Raw genomic sequence first — 17,873 nt, 5'->3', positions numbered from 1 at the left:
TCGGCGCACAGCGCGCCCCTACCCACAGAGGTTGTGGACAGTCGGAATATTCTGACGTATGTTTGCCTGCATGAACGGCTTCGTGGCCGGTGATGCCAACCCGGATCTGCTGGTCGCCGCACGTGAGGCGGTCGGGTGGACGCAGAAGCGGCTGGCCGAGGAGCTGACCCGGCTGGCGAAGGCGGATCCGGAGATCAGCCAGGGTTACGTCTCCCGTGCGGAGAAGGGTTTGCTGACGGTCGCCGGGGAGCGGCTCGAGTTGTTCGCGAGCGCCCTGAGCGCGACCCCGGACCTTCTCGTCAGCGACGCGAAGCTGTGGTCGCTCGGTGAAGGGTGCCTCTACCACCGCAACCGCGCGTCGACGAAGGCGTCGACGCTGCGGCGACTGCACGCTCGGATCAACCTGCTGCGCCTTTACCTCCGGAGGCTCGCGGTCGACTCCACCGTGCCCCTACGGGAGTTCACGCTCGTTCCGATGCGGGTCGGAGGCATGGACGGCCCGGAGGACGCGGCACGCGCGCTGAGGCGCACGCTCAAGCTCCCGGACGGGCCGATCGAGTCCGTGACCGCGGTCGCCGAACAGGTGGGCGCGCTCGTGGTGCCGATGTCGCTCGGAGGACGCGAGGTGGACGCGACCAGCCTGCACCCCCCGGGGGAGGCGCCGGTGTTCGTGGTCAACACCGACGCGCCCGCCGAACGTCAAAGGTTCACCCTGGCTCACGAATTGGGCCACATCGCATGTGCCCCCGCGCCGGACATGGACGTGGAGGACATGGCGCAGGCGTTCGCCGGCGAACTGCTCGCACCGGTAGCCCAGGTGCGGGGCGACCTCCGCGCCATGCCGATCACTCCGGCCCGGTTGTTGCAGTTGAAGGCGCACTGGCGCATGTCCGCAGCCGCGCTGCTGCGCCGTGCGGTCGACTTGGCCGTCATCACGGACTCCCGGTACCGCACGCTCAACACCCAGATGTCCGCACTCGGCTGGAAGACCGGAGAACCCGAGCCGCTGCCGGACGACGCGCCGACAGTGGTGCCCGCCCTCGTAGCCGCCGCGGTCCGCTCGACCGGCGGCGTTGACGCCGCAGCCGCGAAGGCGGGAACGACCGCCGAGAACCTCCGGGCAATGCTCGGCGACGATGTGTTGGGGGCAGACGATGACTGATCTCCACGACGGGAGCTCCTCCCCGCCGAACGACGGAACGGCGAGCCCGCTCGCGCAGCTCGCCGACCTCCCCTCGCCGCAGCGCCCCGCAGGCAGTGTCGGCGTCCTGCTCAACCGCATGCTGATCTACGCGCGCCCGGATCAAGTGCCCGCGTTGCGGCCGCACGTCAACCTGGAACGCAGCGGGTTCGTCCTCGCCGGCGCCAAGACGTACGACCGCATGAAGTTGCTCGCCGAAGACGGGTTCGAAGGCCTTGTCCTGGTCGACCCCGCCGCGTACGAGAAGCACGTCGCGACAGTGGACGCGCCTTTCTGGTCCCCCGAGCACCAACTGCTCCCGACGAGCCTCGAGGACATGCTCAACCAGCAGTTGATGGCAGGCGCGCCGGCGGCGCTCACCCCGACCAAGTACATCGCCGCGGGCGACACCGACTCGCTCAAGGCGGCTGCACGGCAGGTGAAACTCCTGCGTCGCAACGACATGATCTTCGTGGCACCGCTGGACATCTCCTTCCTCGACCGGAAGTTCATCCGCCAGACGACGGCGATCCTGGCCGACATCGGCTGCCCGGTCGCGCTCGTGCTCGGCAAGCAGTTCGACCCGCTCGCGCAGGCCGCGGCACGCATCATCCCCAACCTCAGGACGCTCGCCGCGACGATCGAGCTCATGCCGATGCGCACGGACTTCAACGCGTTCGACCTGGTCGCCCACGGCGCCTTCGCCGGCACCATCGGCACCGGCGGAAAGATCCGGCACACCGTCGAGCCGCCGCAGAAGTCCATGGCGTTCAGTCAGGACCCCTCGCCGAGCGTCCTGATCCCCGAACTCATGTGCTGGTGGAAAGGCAAGAAGCTCGCTGAACTGTTCGGCGCCAAGGAGCACCTGGCCCCTCGCTGTCCCTGCGAGGTCTGCGCCGAGCGGAAGCTGACGAGGTTCCTCCAGCGGACCGACAAGAACGAGGCGATGGCGCACGCCGTGGCCGTCTGGTCCGGGTACGCGGCGGACATGCTCGACGCGCCGACGCTGCGTCAACGCGCCCAGTACTGGCAGAACATCTGCCGCAACGCGCTCGACAACCACGACCTCATCCCCGCCCAGCTCAAGCGGGCGAAGCCGCTGAAACCACAGAAGCCCTTGGAGGTCTGGGCCAAGCTGCCACTCTGGCCGACCGACCAGCCGTGAGTGTCAGCGGTCGAGCGTGTGGCGGTAGACGCGCTCGCAGAAGCGCCACCACGCGACGGACGGACGCCACTCGGACAGAGGTTCCGGATCCAGCACCACGGTCGGCGCGGACCGCGGCCCTACCGCGACGCCAACGCCGTACCACGACGCCTCGACGAGAACCTCATCAGCGTTCTCGGGAAGCTCTCGGGCGACGAACATCCGCGGGCAGTAAGCCGCGAACTCGGACGCGCGCACCAAGCCGTCACGCCAGTGCGAGGAATACACGACGGCGAGCAAGGGGGTCACCACGGGAACGACAAGCCGGGTCACCGAGCGGGGCGTGAAGTTCACTACTCCGCTAGGCGCCCGCCGGAGCACACGAAGACTCGACGGACCAACCGCGGAAAGGGGCACCGCCTCCCCGGAAGGCAACCCCATGAGAACGTCGAGCAACTCCATCGAGTCGAGATGACCAAGACCTTCACCACATCGACGACCGTGTTCGGCATGATGGGTACGGTGGACGATCGTCGCCGACGTGCCGAAGATCCGCACCTTCGTCGAACTCGTATCCCTGTCGGGCAGGGTGAACACGGTGCCCGACATCGTTCCCACCGCGCGAACTGGGTAGGTCATCGTTCGACCCTCCTCAGGAGAGGCGAGGCGACACCGGGAACGGTCTGCACGGCATGATCCTTCCCTAGCACGCCGACGCTTGCCCACCCCGGGTGCCACTTTCCAGCCACGACCTGCGGGATCACATCGAAGCCTCCGGCATCGAACACCCGTTCGGGAACCATCCGCAAGGCTGCGACCATCGCCGACTCGATCATGTTGTGGAGCATGTCGCGCGTCAATCCGGCGAGCCAGTCGGGGGAGATCGTCGGGTTACCTTTCGTCGGGGCCAACGAGCCTGCTCGCGTCGAGCGGGTCGCACACCAGGCCAAGCACGTCTCGAACAAAGATCAACCCATACCGGCGACTGCTCCTGTCGCTCGGCCTTCGATCGACTGACCGGTGAAGTCCAGACGTCCAGCGCGGTCCGCGGCGCCTGCCAGTGCTTCTCCGCCAGGGCGGTGTCCAGCGGGTGCACCACGAGGGCGTAGTGCGCCCAGCGCAACAGCTGGCCCCAGGTCACCGCATGATCGAATTACCACGGCATCCGACGCGCGTCTGGCTGACTGCGGCGCAACGCGACGATGGCCCGATGCAGCTCGCGCAGGGTGGGGTTGTCACGGTGCGCGGCAACCCCGTCAGCTTCACGGCATCACCGTCTCCGACGCGTCCAAGACGACCCCCACACCCTGGCGGGCCCGCCAGTCCCGCCGAACAGAGCACCAGGTCGAAGCGCGGGATCTCGCCCTCACAGGCCAGCAACAGCACCGTGGTGCGCTTCACTCCGGCCGCCAGGAACAGCAGTCGCAGGGCGGGCCCGGGATCGGGCACCGCCGGGTTTCGTGCGGTCATGCCGCGAGCACCTCCTCGCCGGCCTGGGGCCGGTGCTCAATGTGGAGGGGCTCGGCGAGCTCGTCCAGCAGCAGCGACACCGCGTGGGCGGCCTGCTGGGGGACCACGCCGTTGCCCAGCGCCCGCAGTTGTGCGGCGCGGGGCAGCGGGAGGTCTGTGACCCATCCGGGCGATACGCCCATGAGCACGCCGAGGTCCAGGCCGCCGTAGCAGGTGCACAGCGACCCGATGACCGGCGCCGACGCGGCGACTGAGGGGGCCGGGGCCGAGGACGGGCGGACGTGGCGTCCGCGCTCGGGGCAAGTGGGACGAACGGTGCCGGGTCATGCCGCGCGGCCTCGCTGGGCGGCGCCGCCGTCGAGGTGGCCGGCGGACCGGGTCGAACGGACCGGCCCGAGGTCGGTCACGCTCGCCGCGGGTCCGCCGGCGGTCTTGTGCAGTCCGACATCACTTGAGTTCAGCCAGCCGTGGCTCACGTGCGGACTGTCCAATATGGCCTGGACCAGGCTGTTGACGCTCGCTTGTGGGGTGGTCCGTCCGGCACGACCGGACCGGACACCACGCCGTCTTGCCCGAGCGAGCAGGGGTGGTCCCGCTGCGTGAGTTCATCCACGTGGTTTCGCCAATGAAGCTGGTCGCCGGTGAAACCGCTGCGGAAGACAATTCGCCGGTCCAGGGCACGCATACCTTAGGACATCCGAGCGATCAAGGTCCCAAGACCGACGTCGCGACAAGATCGAACGGCGATCTGGCGGCGACGCAAACGCGGTGGAACCCGATAGAACTCGACCTAACCGTTGGGAACAACCGGCTCTGACCTGCGCGAGTCGAGAAAGCGCAGGTCAGAGCCGGACCCCCATATCTTTTTTTTGACACGGTAGGGGTCACTGGTTCAATCCCAGTATCGTCCACCAGAGAAGTGCAGCTCAGAGGTCCTGTCGGTGATCATCGCCGACAGGCCCTCTGGCGTTTGACCGTCACCTGACCGTGAACCTCGCCTCGACTATCTGACGTTGCCGCACGCCTGCTCGTAGTCGACCGGCACGAGACCAGGGCGGCTTCGGGCCATCTCGTCAGACTCGGCAAGAGTGTGCAGGTACCTCTCGGTGGCCCGCAGGCTGGCGTGACCGAGACGCTCGCGGACGGTCTGGATGTCGGCACCACCGGCGAGCAGCCAGGAGGCATGCGCGTGCCGCAGGTCATACATCCGCACCCGACGCGTGACCCCAGCCGCGGCCAGGGCCGGTTTCCAGATATTCCTGAGATACCACCTGCGAGGTAGGTGCCCGTCAGTGTCCACGCACCGTCCACGCCGAGGGCAATCCTTGCCCTGCACACGCCGCCGGGCCCGGTAGCCGGCGTAGGCAGCGCGGCACGTTCCACATCGGCATCCACGCGCCGAGTAACGCGACAGCGTCCCTGATCGCCCGGATCCAATCCGTCGCCGGATGAGCTCGGTTCCATGACCGCCGCACGCTCCGGGAAGGAGAACAGCAGGTCACCCGGTGCGAGCCCTGATTGCTCAACGTAGGCCGCGACCCGGCTGACAAGCTGTCGGCCCAGCCGGAGTCGACGGAACTCCCGATCCTTCGGGTACTCCTTCACCAGGAAACGCCCGCCGGTCGGATGGAACCGCGGCTCGACCTCCTCCACCGTCCTGCCCACCGTCAACAGACGAGCCGCCACATCGAGGTCGTGCACCCGCAGCTCGACCAACTCACCCCACCGCACACCCGACTCGATCGCCACCTCGACCAACAACCGCCACCGCATGTTGGGTAGGGCATCAAGCAGCGACTCGAACTCCTCCGGCTCCAACACCCGCAGTGGGACCGGTGGCACCACCGGACCGCGGCTTCCGACGCACGGGTGCTGCACCACGACTTGGTCCCGCAACGCCGTGGTGAAAATCGAACTGAGCACGGTGCGACACCGCTGCACTACCTGAGCCGACACACCGTCGTCGCACAACCGGTGCACGAAGTCCCGAACGTGACACGGAAGCACCCGATCCATCCGCATCCGACCGAACTCCGGCACCAGATACCGCTCCACCACATGCGTGTAGGTCTGCCGCGTGGTCGCCTCGACCAGGTGCGATGGCAGCCACACCACCGTCACGTACCGCTCAAACGACTGCCGGGCGCTCCTGACGTCGGCGAACCGACCCGACACCACGTCCACCTCAGCCCGTTGCCACGCCCGATCGGCATCACGCACGTGATCGAACGTCCCAGCCGACCGCTCTCGGCCCCACGCATCCCAGTAATACGCCGTGTACCGAACCCGACCAGACACACCCACACGCCGCCGCGAATACCCCACCAACAACACCTCCGTCCATGCTCGACAAGCAGAAACAGCAGCTCGTCGAGAATGGCCGGTTCGGCAGCCCAGGGACCTACGAGGTGCTGCGCTCGGACGCGGTGACGAGTTTTCGCACATCGTGGGGCGTGTGGGTCAGGTAGTGCCGCAGCAGGTCGGCGGTGGCCCTGGCGTCGGAGAGGGCTCGGTGGGCCGTGCCCTGAGTGGTGCATATGCCGATCGCGGTGATGCAGTCGTGCAGTTTGCGGCGACCCACCTGGTGGACGTGGTCGTCGAGCTTCATCGTGCACAGCGTCGCGCTCAGGGTGAGTGGGGTGGTGGTGCGGGCGAACTCCGCATTCAGGAAGCTCAAGTCGAACGAGGCGTTGTGGGCTACGACGACGGCGCCGTCCAAGTGTGCGGCCAGGGTAGGCGCCACGTCGGCGAACACGGGTGCACCGGCCAGGTCGTCCTCGGTGATGCCGTGGACTTCGGTCGCCGCGAGTGGACGTTGTGGGTCGACCAGTGCGCTCCACTCGCCGAGGACGGTGCCGTCGAGGGCGACGCGGATGACCGCTACCTCGATGACCCGGTCCTTGCCCCAGGCGGCGAAGCCGGTGGTTTCGACGTCCACGACCGCGTAGGCCGTCGGGGTGGTGACGAGAGGTGCCGGGGCGAAGGGGATTCCGGTGATGACGTCGACATCGTGCTCGGGCAGCCGGTCGACCAGGTCGGCAAGTGCGGAACGTGCGCCCGCCATGTCCAGGCACCCGGCGGCGTAGCCACGGATGCGCAGTGGTTTGCCGAGGTGGACGTCGTGCTTCTCGACCGCGGTGTCAGGTAGGGCGGCGGCGATGTCCTCGGCGGTGGTGTCGTCCTCCAGGAACAGTTGCTGGAGGACCGCGCGCAGTTGGGCCGGAGTGCACTTGGGCACGGTGAAGGCGACGCCGTCCCGGACCGCCGGCACACCCGCACGGGTCAGCCAGGCCGTCAGGGTGTTGAGGATGCGATCGCCGCGCCAAGGGAAGACGATGGTGTCGTTGCCCTTGGCCAGCGCGGGGTTTCGGGTGAGGTCGAAGCGGCGGTAGGCCGCGCGGCCTTCGTCGAGGAGGCGTTGGGCGGTGGCGTCGAGGTAGGCGGGGACGTCGTCGGATTCGTACCAGACGCGCATCCGGCGGCGGACTTCGTCGTGGATCTCGGCACGACCGCCGGCGAACTTGGGTGCCCGTCCGCCGTGTGAGGGCTCCACCTGGATCAGGGCCGCCTGGTCGTCCACGGAGACGATCTTCCAGCGCCTGCCCGCGAAGATGACGAGCGAACCGACTTCGGTGGGTGTGGTCACGTGCAGAACGCCGAGGGTGCGGGAGCCGTGGACCAGCCGGTACTCCTGCTTCTCCGCGAAGACCGCGTAGAACGAGTAGTGGTTGACGATCCGCTCCCCCACCCTGCCGAGCAGGAGCAGGCCGTCGGGTTCCTGCTGGACGAGTTCGGCTTGACCGAGGTCGCGCAGCAGGGTGGCGAAGGTGGTCTCGTCGACGTGCGCGAACGATCCGGAGATGCATAGCGCTTGGAACAGCTCGGCCGGGCGGGCGCCTTGGTGCTGGGCGATGACGGACATGATCTGCTGGATGAGCGTGGACAGGTGCAGCGAGGATGTGTCTGCGGGCTCGTACCAGCGCTCGGACAGCAGGCTCATCATCGCCACGGCCTGGAACAGCTCGGCACGCAGCTCGTCCTGGGGCGCGATGTCGGCGTCGATCTCCTGGGCGGTCACGTACATGCGCAGCACGGCGGGCTCGCCACGACGTCCGGAGCGGCCGATGCGCTGGCGCAGGCTCGCGACCGAGGGTGGTGCCCCGACCTGGGCGACGGAGGTGAGGGTGCCGATGTCGATGCCCATCTCCAGCGTGGAGGTGCACATCACGGTGACGGGCCGGTTGCTCTTGAGCAGGTCTTCGACGTGCTCGCGCACGTCTTTGGCGAGGCTTCCGTGGTGGGGGAAGAACTCGTTGGGCACGGCACGTTCCTCGCTGCGGCGGCGCAGCCGGTCGGCGTACAGCTCGACGTCGCCGCGCCGGTCGAAGAACACGAGGTTGTTGCCGCCACGCAGGGTGGTGAATACATGTTCGCAGATTCGCTCGACGGAGGTGCCCTCGTCGGATTCCTCATCCTCCGTGGTGGGCGCCTTATGGACGTACCCGCGGATGATGGCGCTGATGTCCCCGCTCTGGTGCGAGGCGGTTAGGAGGTGGACATTCCGGCCGTTGCCCGGACGCAGGTAGTCGCGCGCCGACTCCATGCTGCCCAGAGTGGCCGACAGCCCGATGCGGGGGATGCGACGCCGGGTTGCCAGCTCGACACGGTGCAGCAAGGACTGGAGCTGCGCGCCGCGCTCGGTGCCCATGAACGAGTGCATCTCGTCGATCACTACCCACCGCAGAGCACGCAGCAACCAGCCGATCTCCATACCGCGCAGGACGAACATCGCCTCCAGTGACTCCGGCGTGATGAGCAGGATGCCGTCGGGCTTGTTGAGGACCTTGGCCTTGGCCGAACCGGGCACGTCGCCGTGCCAGCGATGTACCGGCAGGTCGAGTTCTTCGCACAACTCGTCGAGGCGGCGGTGCTGATCGTTGATCAGCGCCTTGAGCGGTGACACGTAGAGCACCCGGATGCCGCCGTCGTCAACCTCGTCGAGCAGGGCGGAACAGATCGGCAGGAACGCCGCCTCCGTCTTGCCCGACGCGGTGGCCGCCGAGACGATCACGTCCTCGGTCCCCTTGAGCACCAAGGGGATTGCTTGCTCCTGAGCGTCGTTGAGCTTCGGCCACCCCTGCCGGTGGATCCAGCGCTGGACCTTCTGGTGCAGGCGGAAGAACTGCGAGGATCCCGGTGGGGCCTCAGAGGCGGAAGGTGGCCAGCTCATCGTCCACCCTCGACTCGTCCTGCGTGGCCGGCTCCAGTGGTTCGAGGTCGGGGTTCGACTCCGCCTCGAACCGCACGCCGCCCACGAGTGGTTCCCACGGCTGGCCGGGGTTGTGCTCCAGCACGGACAGCAGGTTGAGGAACTCCCGGATCGTAGTGCGCGGGGTGCGGAAGTAGGCGTCACCGATGTTCTGCGAGCAGTGGTGCATGAACGCGTGCAGCGCCTCGTCGGGCACGAGGTACTGCTGCGGGTCGCCCGAGGCGTACACGTGGCGCAGTTTGGTGAGCAGGACGTAGAAGTCCTCCTGGGCGAGGTTGGTCAGCCGCAGCACCGGACCGGAATGGTCCACCAAGCCGTTGGCGGCGAAGGCGTTCTCCGCCAGGCGGGACTGCAACGCCTCGTAGGCGTACAGGCCGCGGCGGGTGTCCATGAGGAACTCCGGCGTGCCGCCGAACAGGAAGCCCACGTGGGTGCTGATGCCCTGGAGGCTGTCGTTGACGATGCGCAGGATCTGCTCGTAGTTGGCGGAACGGGCCTGCGAGGAGGTCAGCTTGTAGAGGTTGACCATCTCGTCCAGACAGACCAGCAGGCCGCTGTAGCCGGCCATTCGCACGAAGCGGGACAGCAGCTTGAGCTGGTCGTAGAAGCTCGCGTCGTCCACGATCGTGCGCACGCCGAGCGCGGCGCGGGCCTCGGTCTTGGTGGTGAACTCGCCGCGCAGCCAGCGCACCGCGTCGATCTTGAGCTGTTCGTTGCCGGTGTCGTGGCCACGCCAGTAGGCCTCCACGACGGTGCCGAAGTCGTAGCCGCCGACCAGTTCGGACAGCTCGGCCATGCGCTGCCGGATGACGTTCTCCGGTGACGTGCCGTGCTCGCGAGCGGTGGTGAGCGCCTGGGAGACGAAGCGTTCGACGATGCCTGCCAGCGCGCCGCCGTCAGGCTTGGCGGAGGTCGAGGTGTTGCGGGCCAGTTCGGCGTAGAGGCTGCGGGCCTGGCCGCCGGTGGCGTGCAGGCGACGGTCGGGCGCGAGGTCGGCGTGCATCGTGACCAGGCGCTTCTTCAGCGCGGCGGCGCGGATGAGGTTCAGGAAGAACGTCTTGCCCGAGCCGTACTCGCCGATGACGAAGCGGGCCGTGGAGCCGCCGTCCGCGACGCTGTCGAGGTCGCGCAGCAGCGACTCGACCTCGCGCGCACGCCCGACCTGGACGTGCTGCTGGCCCGAGCGGGGCACGACGCCTGCCCGCAGCGACTGGATGATCGCGTCGCGGTCGCGGGGGCGGATGCGCGTGTCGTTCATGCGAGCAGTTCTCCCATTGCGTAGTCGTTGATCACGAGCTGGGTGTCGTCGTCCTCGACGACCGGTTCGTCGGCGGCCTCGACCGCCGCTTCGTTGAGCACGTCCAGCGCACCCTCGGGCAGCAGACCGGCCTTCGCGCACAGGGCGTCGAAGTCGGCACGGCTCCAGGACGGTCGAGTGGCCAGTTCCCGCAGCAAGGTGGAGTGGGTGGCGTCGAGGGAACCGACGAGGTCCACCGCGACAACAGGTGCGGGTGGCGGTGGTGCTGCTTCTTCCGGCTCGTCGTCGAAGACGTCGGCGAGCAGCGCGGCTACGGCGGCGCTTTCCCGCATCTTGGCCTCCACCAAGGCGGGGTCGAGCCGCACGGCGCCGACCGGTGGCTCCGGCTTCGGTGGTGGCGGGATGAGGTAGCCGGTCGGGCCGGTGTCCGCGGGCACGACGACCACGGGTTCGGTGGCCGGCGCGGGGCGGGTGGACGCGGCGGTGAGAGCGTGCAGTTCGGTGTACACCGAGTCCGGCTCCTGCCCCAGCAGCTTGTAGATCTTGCGCAGTGTGTCGACCTCGCCCGGCGAGACGACGCCGTCCACGGCCGCGATCGCGGTGGCGAACTCGGCGACGTGGGCGCGTTGCGCGTCGGTCAGGCCGCCCAGGCGCTTGGTGAGCCCGGTCAGCTTCAGCTTCGAGGCCAGCAACCAGTCCAGGTGGGCGGTCAACCGGATCCGCTCTCCCGGCGTCAGGTGCAGGCTCGACTCCAGGTGGGAGACCAGGTGGTCACGTTCGGCGGCGGACACGTCGTCATCGGCCGTCGAGACGACCGCGGCGAGGTGCAGCAACGTCGTGGCGGCCGTGTACTCGGGCGTCGCGGTCGCCGGCTGCGCGGCGGTGACCCGGAACAGCACGGCCGGTCCCGTGCTCTGCACGGGTGCGCCCATGCGCACGTCGGGCTCGATGCCGATGCCGAACTTGTCCAGCAGTTGCGCCAGTCCGACCGCGTCGGCCTTCGCGAACTTCCCGGGTGTGCGGGACGGCCACAGCGAGGTCAGGTCGGCCAGCTCGAACCGGGCCTGCGATGCATCGTCCGGGAGGGTCCGGTCGACCAGGTCGCGCACCGGGCGCAGACCGTCGAGGTCACCGGTGAACAGTTCGTCCGGCAGCAGGGCCAGCGCGGGCAGTGTCCCCGCCGCCTCGGGTTGCCGGCCGATCAGGCGGCTGTAGGCGTCCAGGTCATCGGTGCACGACTCGATCAGCGCCTTGAGCGCCTTCGTCGGCGCGGCGGCGGTGAGCACGTCAGGCACGTCCAGGTGCCAACTCGTCGTCCGCAGCCCGCCACTGGCAGGGCGGTAGGAGAGGTCCACCCGGCTCTTCAGGGGGCGGACCTTGATGCCGTCGGCATGGCGGGCCCGGTAGCGAGTGGCGAACAGCGCGCGGAACTCGTTCGGACACCGCGTCGCGGGCGTGCGCGCGTAGATCTCGGGGTGGAGCATGGCCCACGACCACGCCCAGTCCACCGGGACGGGACGTCCCTCGGCGGCGAAGCGGCCGATGCCGACGCGCAGCGTGAGCGGCGAGGGCCACTTGTCATGCTCGACCGGGTCGGGCGCGGGCCCCTCTCCCCTGGTGATGAGGGCTCGCAGGACCTGTTGGAACTCGGTCGCGTACTGCCGGAACGACGAGTTGTCGCCGTAGACGGTCAGCAGGCGCACGACCTCGCCGAGGATGCGCGGCAGGTCGGCCCGCGCGGCCGGGTCCTGCTGCGCATCGACCAGCGCCCGGCGTTCCAGGCCGTAGAAGTACAGGAACACGTAGCCGATGTAGGCGTCCGGCGCCCACCTGCCGCCCTCGAGCCACAGCAGGTACGCGGCCCGGCTGCGAGGCGTGATCGAGTGGTAGGCGGGCCAGTAGTCCATGTCCCGACCGGCGAAGTCGGGCTTGCGCCAGTCGATCGGCAAGGTCGGGTCGATCACCTCGACGTTCCGAGCGGGTACCGCGTCACCCCGGGACAACTTCCCGATGTAGAGCATCCCGCCGGGCAGCGACCGGCCGGCCACTGATGATGTGGCACCGGCCTGTACCCAAGTCGGGGCGGACACCGAGGGCTGACGACGCGGTACCGGCTGCGGACGGGAAGGCGGTGGTGGACCGGTCCGGGTCGAACGCGACACGGGCACCGGTGGCGGCACGGGTACTGCCGGCGGCGGCGCGGGTCGCGGTGGCGCCACGAAAGCGGGCTTGCCCTCGAACAGCTGCCGCACTCGGCCCAACAGCCCCACTCGGACCCCTTAACTCGCGCTGCGTGCACACGGACGGTCGTTCTAATCGGTGACAGCGGCTACGTCGCGTCAGTTCGACCCAGCGTTAGCGGCCGAATGGGTGAATTACTCCGGTGACACTTTCGCCTTGTCGCAGCAACGAGCCAATACGCGAGTGTTACTCACCCAATCGTGTGGAAGGTCGATGTAGCGCTGCCGTGAAGGGCTGCGATGTGCGAGCCATGATTCCTTTGCATGATCGCCACCTGGTCCCGCTGCCCGCGATCCACACGAAACTCCGGAGCGTGCAACGGTGACCGGGGTACGGATCGTGCACGCGGCGGACATCCACCTCGACAGCCCGCTGCGGGGGTTGGGCGGGTTCGTCAAGGAGGACATCGCCCATCAATTGCGCCAGGCTTCGCGGCAGGCGCTGAAGAACTTGGTGCGGTTGACCGTCGACGAGAAAGCGGTCGCGCTCGTGCTGGCCGGCGACATCTACGACGGCGACTGGCCCGACTACGCCACCGGCCGGTTCTTCGCCGAGCAGATGGACTTCCTGAACGACCACGACGTGCGGGTGTTCATGGCCGCGGGCAACCACGACGCGGCCAGCGTGGTCACCAAGGCCGTGCGGCTGCCCGACAACGTGACCGTGCTGGACGTGGACAAGGCCGAAACCGTGATTGACGAGAACCTCGGCTTGGCCGTGCACGGCCAGGGGTTCGCCACGCGGGCCGTCACGAAGAACCTGGCGCTGGCCTATCCCGACCGCGTCCACGGCATGGTGAACGTCGGCATCCTGCACACGGCGGTATCCGGCGCAGAGGGCCACGACACCTACGCACCGTGCGACCCGTCGGACCTGCTCAAGCCCAGGTACGAATACTTCGCGCTCGGCCACGTCCATCAGCGGCGGGTGGTGAACGGCGGCCAGTGGGTCGCAGCGTTCTCCGGCAACCTACAGGGCAGGCACGCCAACGAGACCGGCCCCAAGGGTGCTCTGGTGGTCGACCTGGACCGCGACGAGCCCGCAAATCCGAGGTTCGTCGCACTCGACGTGGCTCGCTGGGAGCGGATCGAGGTCGACGCGTCCGGGCACGGGACGTTCGACGAAGTGCTCGACACGGTGGAGACGAGCCTGGCCGACGCCCGTGTCGCCGCCGAAGGCCGTCCGCTGGTCGCCAGGGTGACGGTGACCGGGACGACCCGGGCGGCGGGAGCGTTGAGCGATCGCGAACGGTTGGTCCAAGAGGTACGGGCATCCGGCGTCCGCGCGGGCGTCACAGTGGAGAAGGCCGCTTCCCACGCGCGCATGCCCCGGGCCGGTGACCGGGCGAACGACCGGCTGATCGAAGCGGTGCTCCGCAGGGCGGAGGACCTGGGTCACGACAGCCCTTTGGTTGACAGGCTGACCGCACCGCTCAAGCGCGATTTCGGCCGGGTGCTGCACAAGGACAGCCCGCTGGACCTCAACGACCCCGTCGTGCTGGAGCGGATCACTGCGGCGGCGATGAACGGCCTGGTCGCCAAGATGACCACCGGGGAGGACCGATGAGGGTTCGGCTGCTCACGCTGGACAGCTACGGCGCGTTCCGGAACCGGACGATCGAACTCGGCACCGGTCTGAGCGTGGTGCTCGGCCCCAACGAGACCGGCAAGTCCACCGCGCTCGACGCGTTGGCCGACCTGCTGTGGTCGATACCGCAGTCCTCGAAGCGCGCCTTCCACTTCCGCCGGCAGGAACTGGCCGTCAGCGCGGTGCTCGTCCTGCCCGATGGCACCGAGGTCCCCGTCGAGCGAAGTGCGAGCGGGTTGGTCGACACCACCACGCACAGGGTGGTTCCCGCGGTGTGGCAGGGGGACGGGGACGATCGCGGCCGGTGGCGGACCTCGTTCGGCCTGTCTCACGAGGAGCTGCGCAAGGGCGGGGAGCACCTGTTCAAGGGTGAAGGCGACCTCGCGTCCCTGATCTTCCGAGCGCGCAGCGGGCTGTCGGTGCACCACCTGCTGGACTCGCTCTCGGCGCGTGCCGACTCGCTGTACAAGGAGCACCGGGGGAACAAGACCGTTCGGGCACGTCGTGCAATCGCCGAGTACGAACAGGCGGTCCACGACGTGGAGGAAGCCACTGCGCTCGCCGCCGACGTCACTGCCATCCGCGAGGTGCTGCGCCAGGTCGGCGAGGACGTCGAGCGGACCAGGAGGGTCAAGGATGCCGCCGTCGCCGGGCTGACCGACCAGGAGGCGCGGCTACGGGTGGTCGACAGGGTCCGGCAGCTTGCTCAAGCCGAAGCCAGGATCGCAACCCTGCGGTCGGCAGGGCCTTGCCTGGACGCCGAAGATCTCGCACTCCACGCCGGGACCGCAGCACGACTCCACCTCACCGACAGTGCAATCGTCGACATCGAGGGCGAGATCGCCGCGACGTCCGCGCAGCTGGCCGGCATCGCTTCCGAGGACCCCGCCCTCGGGGACCGCGACCTGGTGGAGCGCCTGAAGCGAGAGTCCGCAGCCAGACTGGACGACGCGGAGCAGGCCCGGGTCTGCCTAGCGGAAGCCGATGAAAGCGACGCGGGCACCCGCGCGCTGCTGGTCGACCTGACCGGCAACGTCGACCAGCCGGTCGACGTGCTGCTGAGCACGCTGTGGGTCGGCGAGGATCGCGTCGCCGAGTTGGATGCCGCAGCGGAGGCGTTCGTCCAGGCGGACGCCGTCGTGGCCGAGCGACAACGCCAGGTAGAAGCCGCAGGTGACCGCGAACCCGCTACGCCCAACGCGGAGGCGCCGGACGTGCAGATCGTCGCGTCACTGCGTGAAGTGGTGAGTGCCATCGAGGCCGAGGATTCGGTGGTGACCGCTTTCCGGCGCGCTGCTGAAGCGGTGGCGGATGCGCGACACGAGCACGCCCGCCTTCTCACGACGGTGGGCCTGCCCGCACACACGCGTCTCGGGGCACTGCCATCCCGCGAGTCGGTGATAGGCGCCTGCGACGAAATCTCGGATTCCGACGGTGTCATCCGGACGGCCCGTCGAGAACTGGACGACGTCGAACGGCGGTCGGCCGATGTCCAACGGCAACTGTCGGGGGACGAACTGCACCACGTCCCGGACCCTGCAGAGGTGACGGCTGCCCGTGCGGCACGCGACGAACTGATCACCGAGGTCGTGCGCGCTTGGCTGGAGGGTCAACCGCCCGCGCGAGCGCCCGGTCTGCCGGTGGAGGTCGAACGCGCCGTGCGCGAGGCCGACCGCGTCGGCGACCTGCTCGCGGAGCACGTCGAGATGGTGGCACGACGCAGAATCCTGACCGCCGAACTGGCGAAGACCCGTGCCGAGGCGGTCGCCGCCGGATCGAAGGTCGCGGAAGCAGAACGCGCGTACACAGCGGCCTGCCAGGCGTGGGAGGCCATCTGGAAACCGGTTGGCGTTCCGCATCCGCCCGTCAGCGATGCGCTCGTGCTCCACGAGTCGCTGGCCGGAGCGCTCACGGCCGAAGGGCAGGAGGTCACCGCGAGCCGCACCGCCGAGGACCTGCGGCCGGCGGTCGAGGAGCGGCGCAACTACCTGGCGGAAGTACTCGCTCGGGCGGGACGACCTCGGCCCGAGGCGGATCTGGACAGCCTGCTCGAAGCAGCGAGGCGGCTGCTGGCCGAGGACGACTACGCACGCGAAGCACGTGCGGTCGCGCAGAACGTGCGGACCATCCGGCAGGAGGCGGAGCGGGAACTCGAACGGGCACGTTCGCAGCGGGACTGGTCAGCTGACCGGTGGCGGACAGCTTTGGCCGCCGCCCAGCTCCCCGATCTGAGCCCGACCGGGTGGTACCGGCGGCGCGACATCGTCGCGCGAGCCCGCGCGTCACACGTCACCGCGACCGGCCTCCGTGCACGGGCACGACAGCTGGCTGAACGGCATCAGGGGTTCGTGGAGGATCTGGCGGCACTCACCGCACGTTCGGGTGTCGAGGAGGACGGCATCACCGACGCGCTCGACACCCTGTCTGCGCGGGTCCAGTCGGCGTTGGAGGCCAAGGGCACTGCGGACAACCTCGCGGACAGGCTCGACTCGTTGCGCCGAAAGCTCGAAGAGCACGCCGGGCAACGGCTTCTGGCCGTCGCCGCTCTGGACGACTTGCGTCGCCGGACCGACGCTTCGGACCTCGACGCCGCGGCTGAACGCGGCGAGGAACTGGCCAGCCTGTCGACCGACGTCAACCAGCACAGCGAAGTGGTGCGCATCGCGCTGCCGCGAACCGACCTGCGGCAGTTGGTCGCCGAGTTGAGCGATGTCGACGAGGAACAACTGCGCATCGACGTCGACACTGCGCGGCAGCGGTACGAGGACGCCGACGAGACGCACGAAGCAGCGCTACGCCGTTACGGCGAGCTCTCCCAACGCCACCAAGCGCTGATCACCCGGCCCGGCGCCGCCGAACTGCACGCCAAAGCGCACGAACGACTGGCCGCGCTGGCCGACGAGGTCGAGGAGTACCTGGTCGCCGAGATCCAGCGCACGGTCCTGCGCGACGAGTTGGAGGCGTACGAGCGGGAGCACGCCTCACCGCTGCTCGACACCGCCGGGCGCATCCTCGAAGAGTTGACCGGAGGGCGTTATGTCGCCCTGCACACGTACAGCGACGCCAACGGGCGGTCGTTGCGCATCGTCGGTGCCGATGAGCGCCCCCGGAAACCGGACGAGCTGTCGGAAGGGACGGCCGACCAGGCGTTCCTCGCCCTCCGCCTGGCCGGCATCGAGTCGTTGCAGGACGACAGGCGGACCCGCGGGCTCCCGACGCTGCCGGTCGTCCTCGACGACGTGCTGATGACTTTCGACGACGCCAGGGCCGCAGCAACGCTCAAGGTGATGGCACGGCTCGCACGCCAGTGGCAGATCGTCGTCTTCAGCCACCACACTCACATCCGACAGGTCGCGGAAGGCCTGGAGTTGGACAACCTCACCGTCGCCGAACTGGTCGTCCCGCCCCCGATCGATTCGACGCGCACCCCGCAGGAGATCCGCGACGCCGCGCGCGAGCGCATCGTGATTGGGAACCAACCGGAACCCGCGCCGCGCGCCACGAGGACGGTCGACCCGACACTGGTCCGGGCGTGGGCGCGCCAAACCGGCAGGCCGGTGGCCGATCGCGGCCGGATCTCTCAGGACCTCGTCGACGCCTACGAAGCCACTCACGGCTGATCACACGCGCCAGCGGGTGCAGTGGACCACTTCTTGCACGACCGTCCGAGCTGTCCCGTCTCCGGCCAGCGGACACCGCCTCCTCTCGAGTGAGAGGCAGTCCG

The 17,873-nt window shown here is 68.7% G+C and carries 14 protein-coding genes and 1 pseudogene; 5 read left to right on the top strand and 10 right to left on the bottom strand.

The annotated features are described in order from the left end of the window. The first annotated feature begins 70 nt into the window (after positions 1 to 70). Both F4560_RS04505 and F4560_RS04500 read left to right on the top strand, forming a co-directional pair. Complete coding sequence (locus tag F4560_RS04505; RefSeq protein WP_184916600.1) at positions 71 to 1,162, top strand: helix-turn-helix domain-containing protein; 1,092 nt, start codon at positions 71 to 73, stop codon at positions 1,160 to 1,162. After that, on the top strand, positions 1,155 to 2,345 hold the full coding sequence (locus F4560_RS04500; protein ID WP_184916597.1) for a hypothetical protein: 1,191 nt from the start codon (positions 1,155 to 1,157) through the stop codon (positions 2,343 to 2,345). Before F4560_RS04505 ends, F4560_RS04500 begins: the two co-directional genes overlap by 8 nt. Positions 2,346 to 2,348: 3 nt before the next feature. On the opposite strand, the gene F4560_RS04495 is transcribed toward F4560_RS04500, so the two are convergent. The 5 genes from F4560_RS04495 to F4560_RS04475 form a co-directional block, all read right to left on the bottom strand. Beyond that, a complete protein-coding gene (locus F4560_RS04495; protein ID WP_184916594.1) occupies positions 2,349 to 2,963 on the bottom strand; it encodes a hypothetical protein in 615 nt (204 codons plus the stop codon). Next, a complete protein-coding gene (locus tag F4560_RS04490; protein WP_184916591.1) occupies positions 2,960 to 3,235 on the bottom strand; it encodes a hypothetical protein in 276 nt (91 codons plus the stop codon). The genes F4560_RS04495 and F4560_RS04490 overlap by 4 nt, the downstream gene beginning before the upstream one ends. Positions 3,236 to 3,461: 226 nt before the next feature. Next, the gene (locus F4560_RS04485) at positions 3,462 to 3,794 is read right to left on the bottom strand and encodes a hypothetical protein (protein WP_184916588.1); all 333 of its coding nucleotides are present in this window, start codon (positions 3,792 to 3,794) and stop codon (positions 3,462 to 3,464) included. Further along, positions 3,791 to 3,982 carry a hypothetical protein gene (locus F4560_RS04480; RefSeq protein ID WP_246477724.1) on the bottom strand — a complete coding sequence of 64 codons (192 nt, stop codon included), beginning with the start codon at positions 3,980 to 3,982 and terminating at the stop codon, positions 3,791 to 3,793. Before F4560_RS04480 ends, F4560_RS04485 begins: the two co-directional genes overlap by 4 nt. 135 nt (positions 3,983 to 4,117) lie before the next feature. After that, positions 4,118 to 4,270, bottom strand: coding sequence for a hypothetical protein (locus F4560_RS04475; protein WP_184916585.1), 153 nt, complete (start codon positions 4,268 to 4,270; stop codon positions 4,118 to 4,120). Between the two features lie 110 nt (positions 4,271 to 4,380). On the opposite strand from F4560_RS04475, the gene F4560_RS04470 reads away from it, so the two are divergent. Then, positions 4,381 to 4,611 (top strand): hypothetical protein, encoded by a 231-nt coding sequence (locus F4560_RS04470; RefSeq protein ID WP_184916582.1) that lies wholly within the window; start codon positions 4,381 to 4,383, stop codon positions 4,609 to 4,611. A gap of 186 nt (positions 4,612 to 4,797) precedes the next feature. Here F4560_RS04470 and F4560_RS44075 read toward each other — a convergent pair whose 3' ends face one another. From F4560_RS44075 to F4560_RS04450, 5 genes and pseudogenes are all read right to left on the bottom strand, one after another. After that, a complete protein-coding gene (locus F4560_RS44075) occupies positions 4,798 to 5,001 on the bottom strand; it encodes a tyrosine-type recombinase/integrase (RefSeq protein ID WP_246478107.1) in 204 nt (67 codons plus the stop codon). A gap of 506 nt (positions 5,002 to 5,507) precedes the next feature. Beyond that, positions 5,508 to 5,567 (bottom strand): annotated as a pseudogene (locus F4560_RS46805) (hypothetical protein); the annotation flags it as partial. 628 nt (positions 5,568 to 6,195) lie between these two features. Further along, positions 6,196 to 9,024, bottom strand: a complete 2,829-nt coding sequence (locus tag F4560_RS04460) for a DEAD/DEAH box helicase (RefSeq protein WP_184916579.1) — start codon at positions 9,022 to 9,024, stop codon at positions 6,196 to 6,198. Continuing rightward, the gene (locus F4560_RS04455; protein WP_184916576.1) at positions 8,999 to 10,321 is read right to left on the bottom strand and encodes an ATP-binding protein; all 1,323 of its coding nucleotides are present in this window, start codon (positions 10,319 to 10,321) and stop codon (positions 8,999 to 9,001) included. The genes F4560_RS04460 and F4560_RS04455 overlap by 26 nt, the downstream gene beginning before the upstream one ends. Beyond that, on the bottom strand, positions 10,318 to 12,411 hold the full coding sequence (locus F4560_RS04450) for a tellurite resistance TerB family protein (RefSeq protein ID WP_312868433.1): 2,094 nt from the start codon (positions 12,409 to 12,411) through the stop codon (positions 10,318 to 10,320). Before F4560_RS04450 ends, F4560_RS04455 begins: the two co-directional genes overlap by 4 nt. A gap of 472 nt (positions 12,412 to 12,883) precedes the next feature. Between F4560_RS04450 and F4560_RS04445 the strand changes: the two genes are divergently transcribed. Further along, on the top strand, positions 12,884 to 14,128 hold the full coding sequence (locus tag F4560_RS04445; RefSeq protein WP_184916571.1) for a metallophosphoesterase family protein: 1,245 nt from the start codon (positions 12,884 to 12,886) through the stop codon (positions 14,126 to 14,128). Further along, the gene (locus F4560_RS04440; RefSeq protein WP_184916568.1) at positions 14,125 to 17,769 is read left to right on the top strand and encodes an AAA family ATPase; all 3,645 of its coding nucleotides are present in this window, start codon (positions 14,125 to 14,127) and stop codon (positions 17,767 to 17,769) included. The genes F4560_RS04445 and F4560_RS04440 overlap by 4 nt, the downstream gene beginning before the upstream one ends. Positions 17,770 to 17,873 lie beyond the last annotated feature (104 nt).

This window comes from Saccharothrix ecbatanensis, assembly GCF_014205015.1.
Lineage (GTDB): Bacteria > Actinomycetota > Actinomycetes > Mycobacteriales > Pseudonocardiaceae > Actinosynnema > Actinosynnema ecbatanense.
The sequence above is the reverse complement of the archived record's forward strand: the minus strand, read 5'-3'. Positions and strand labels throughout refer to the sequence as shown.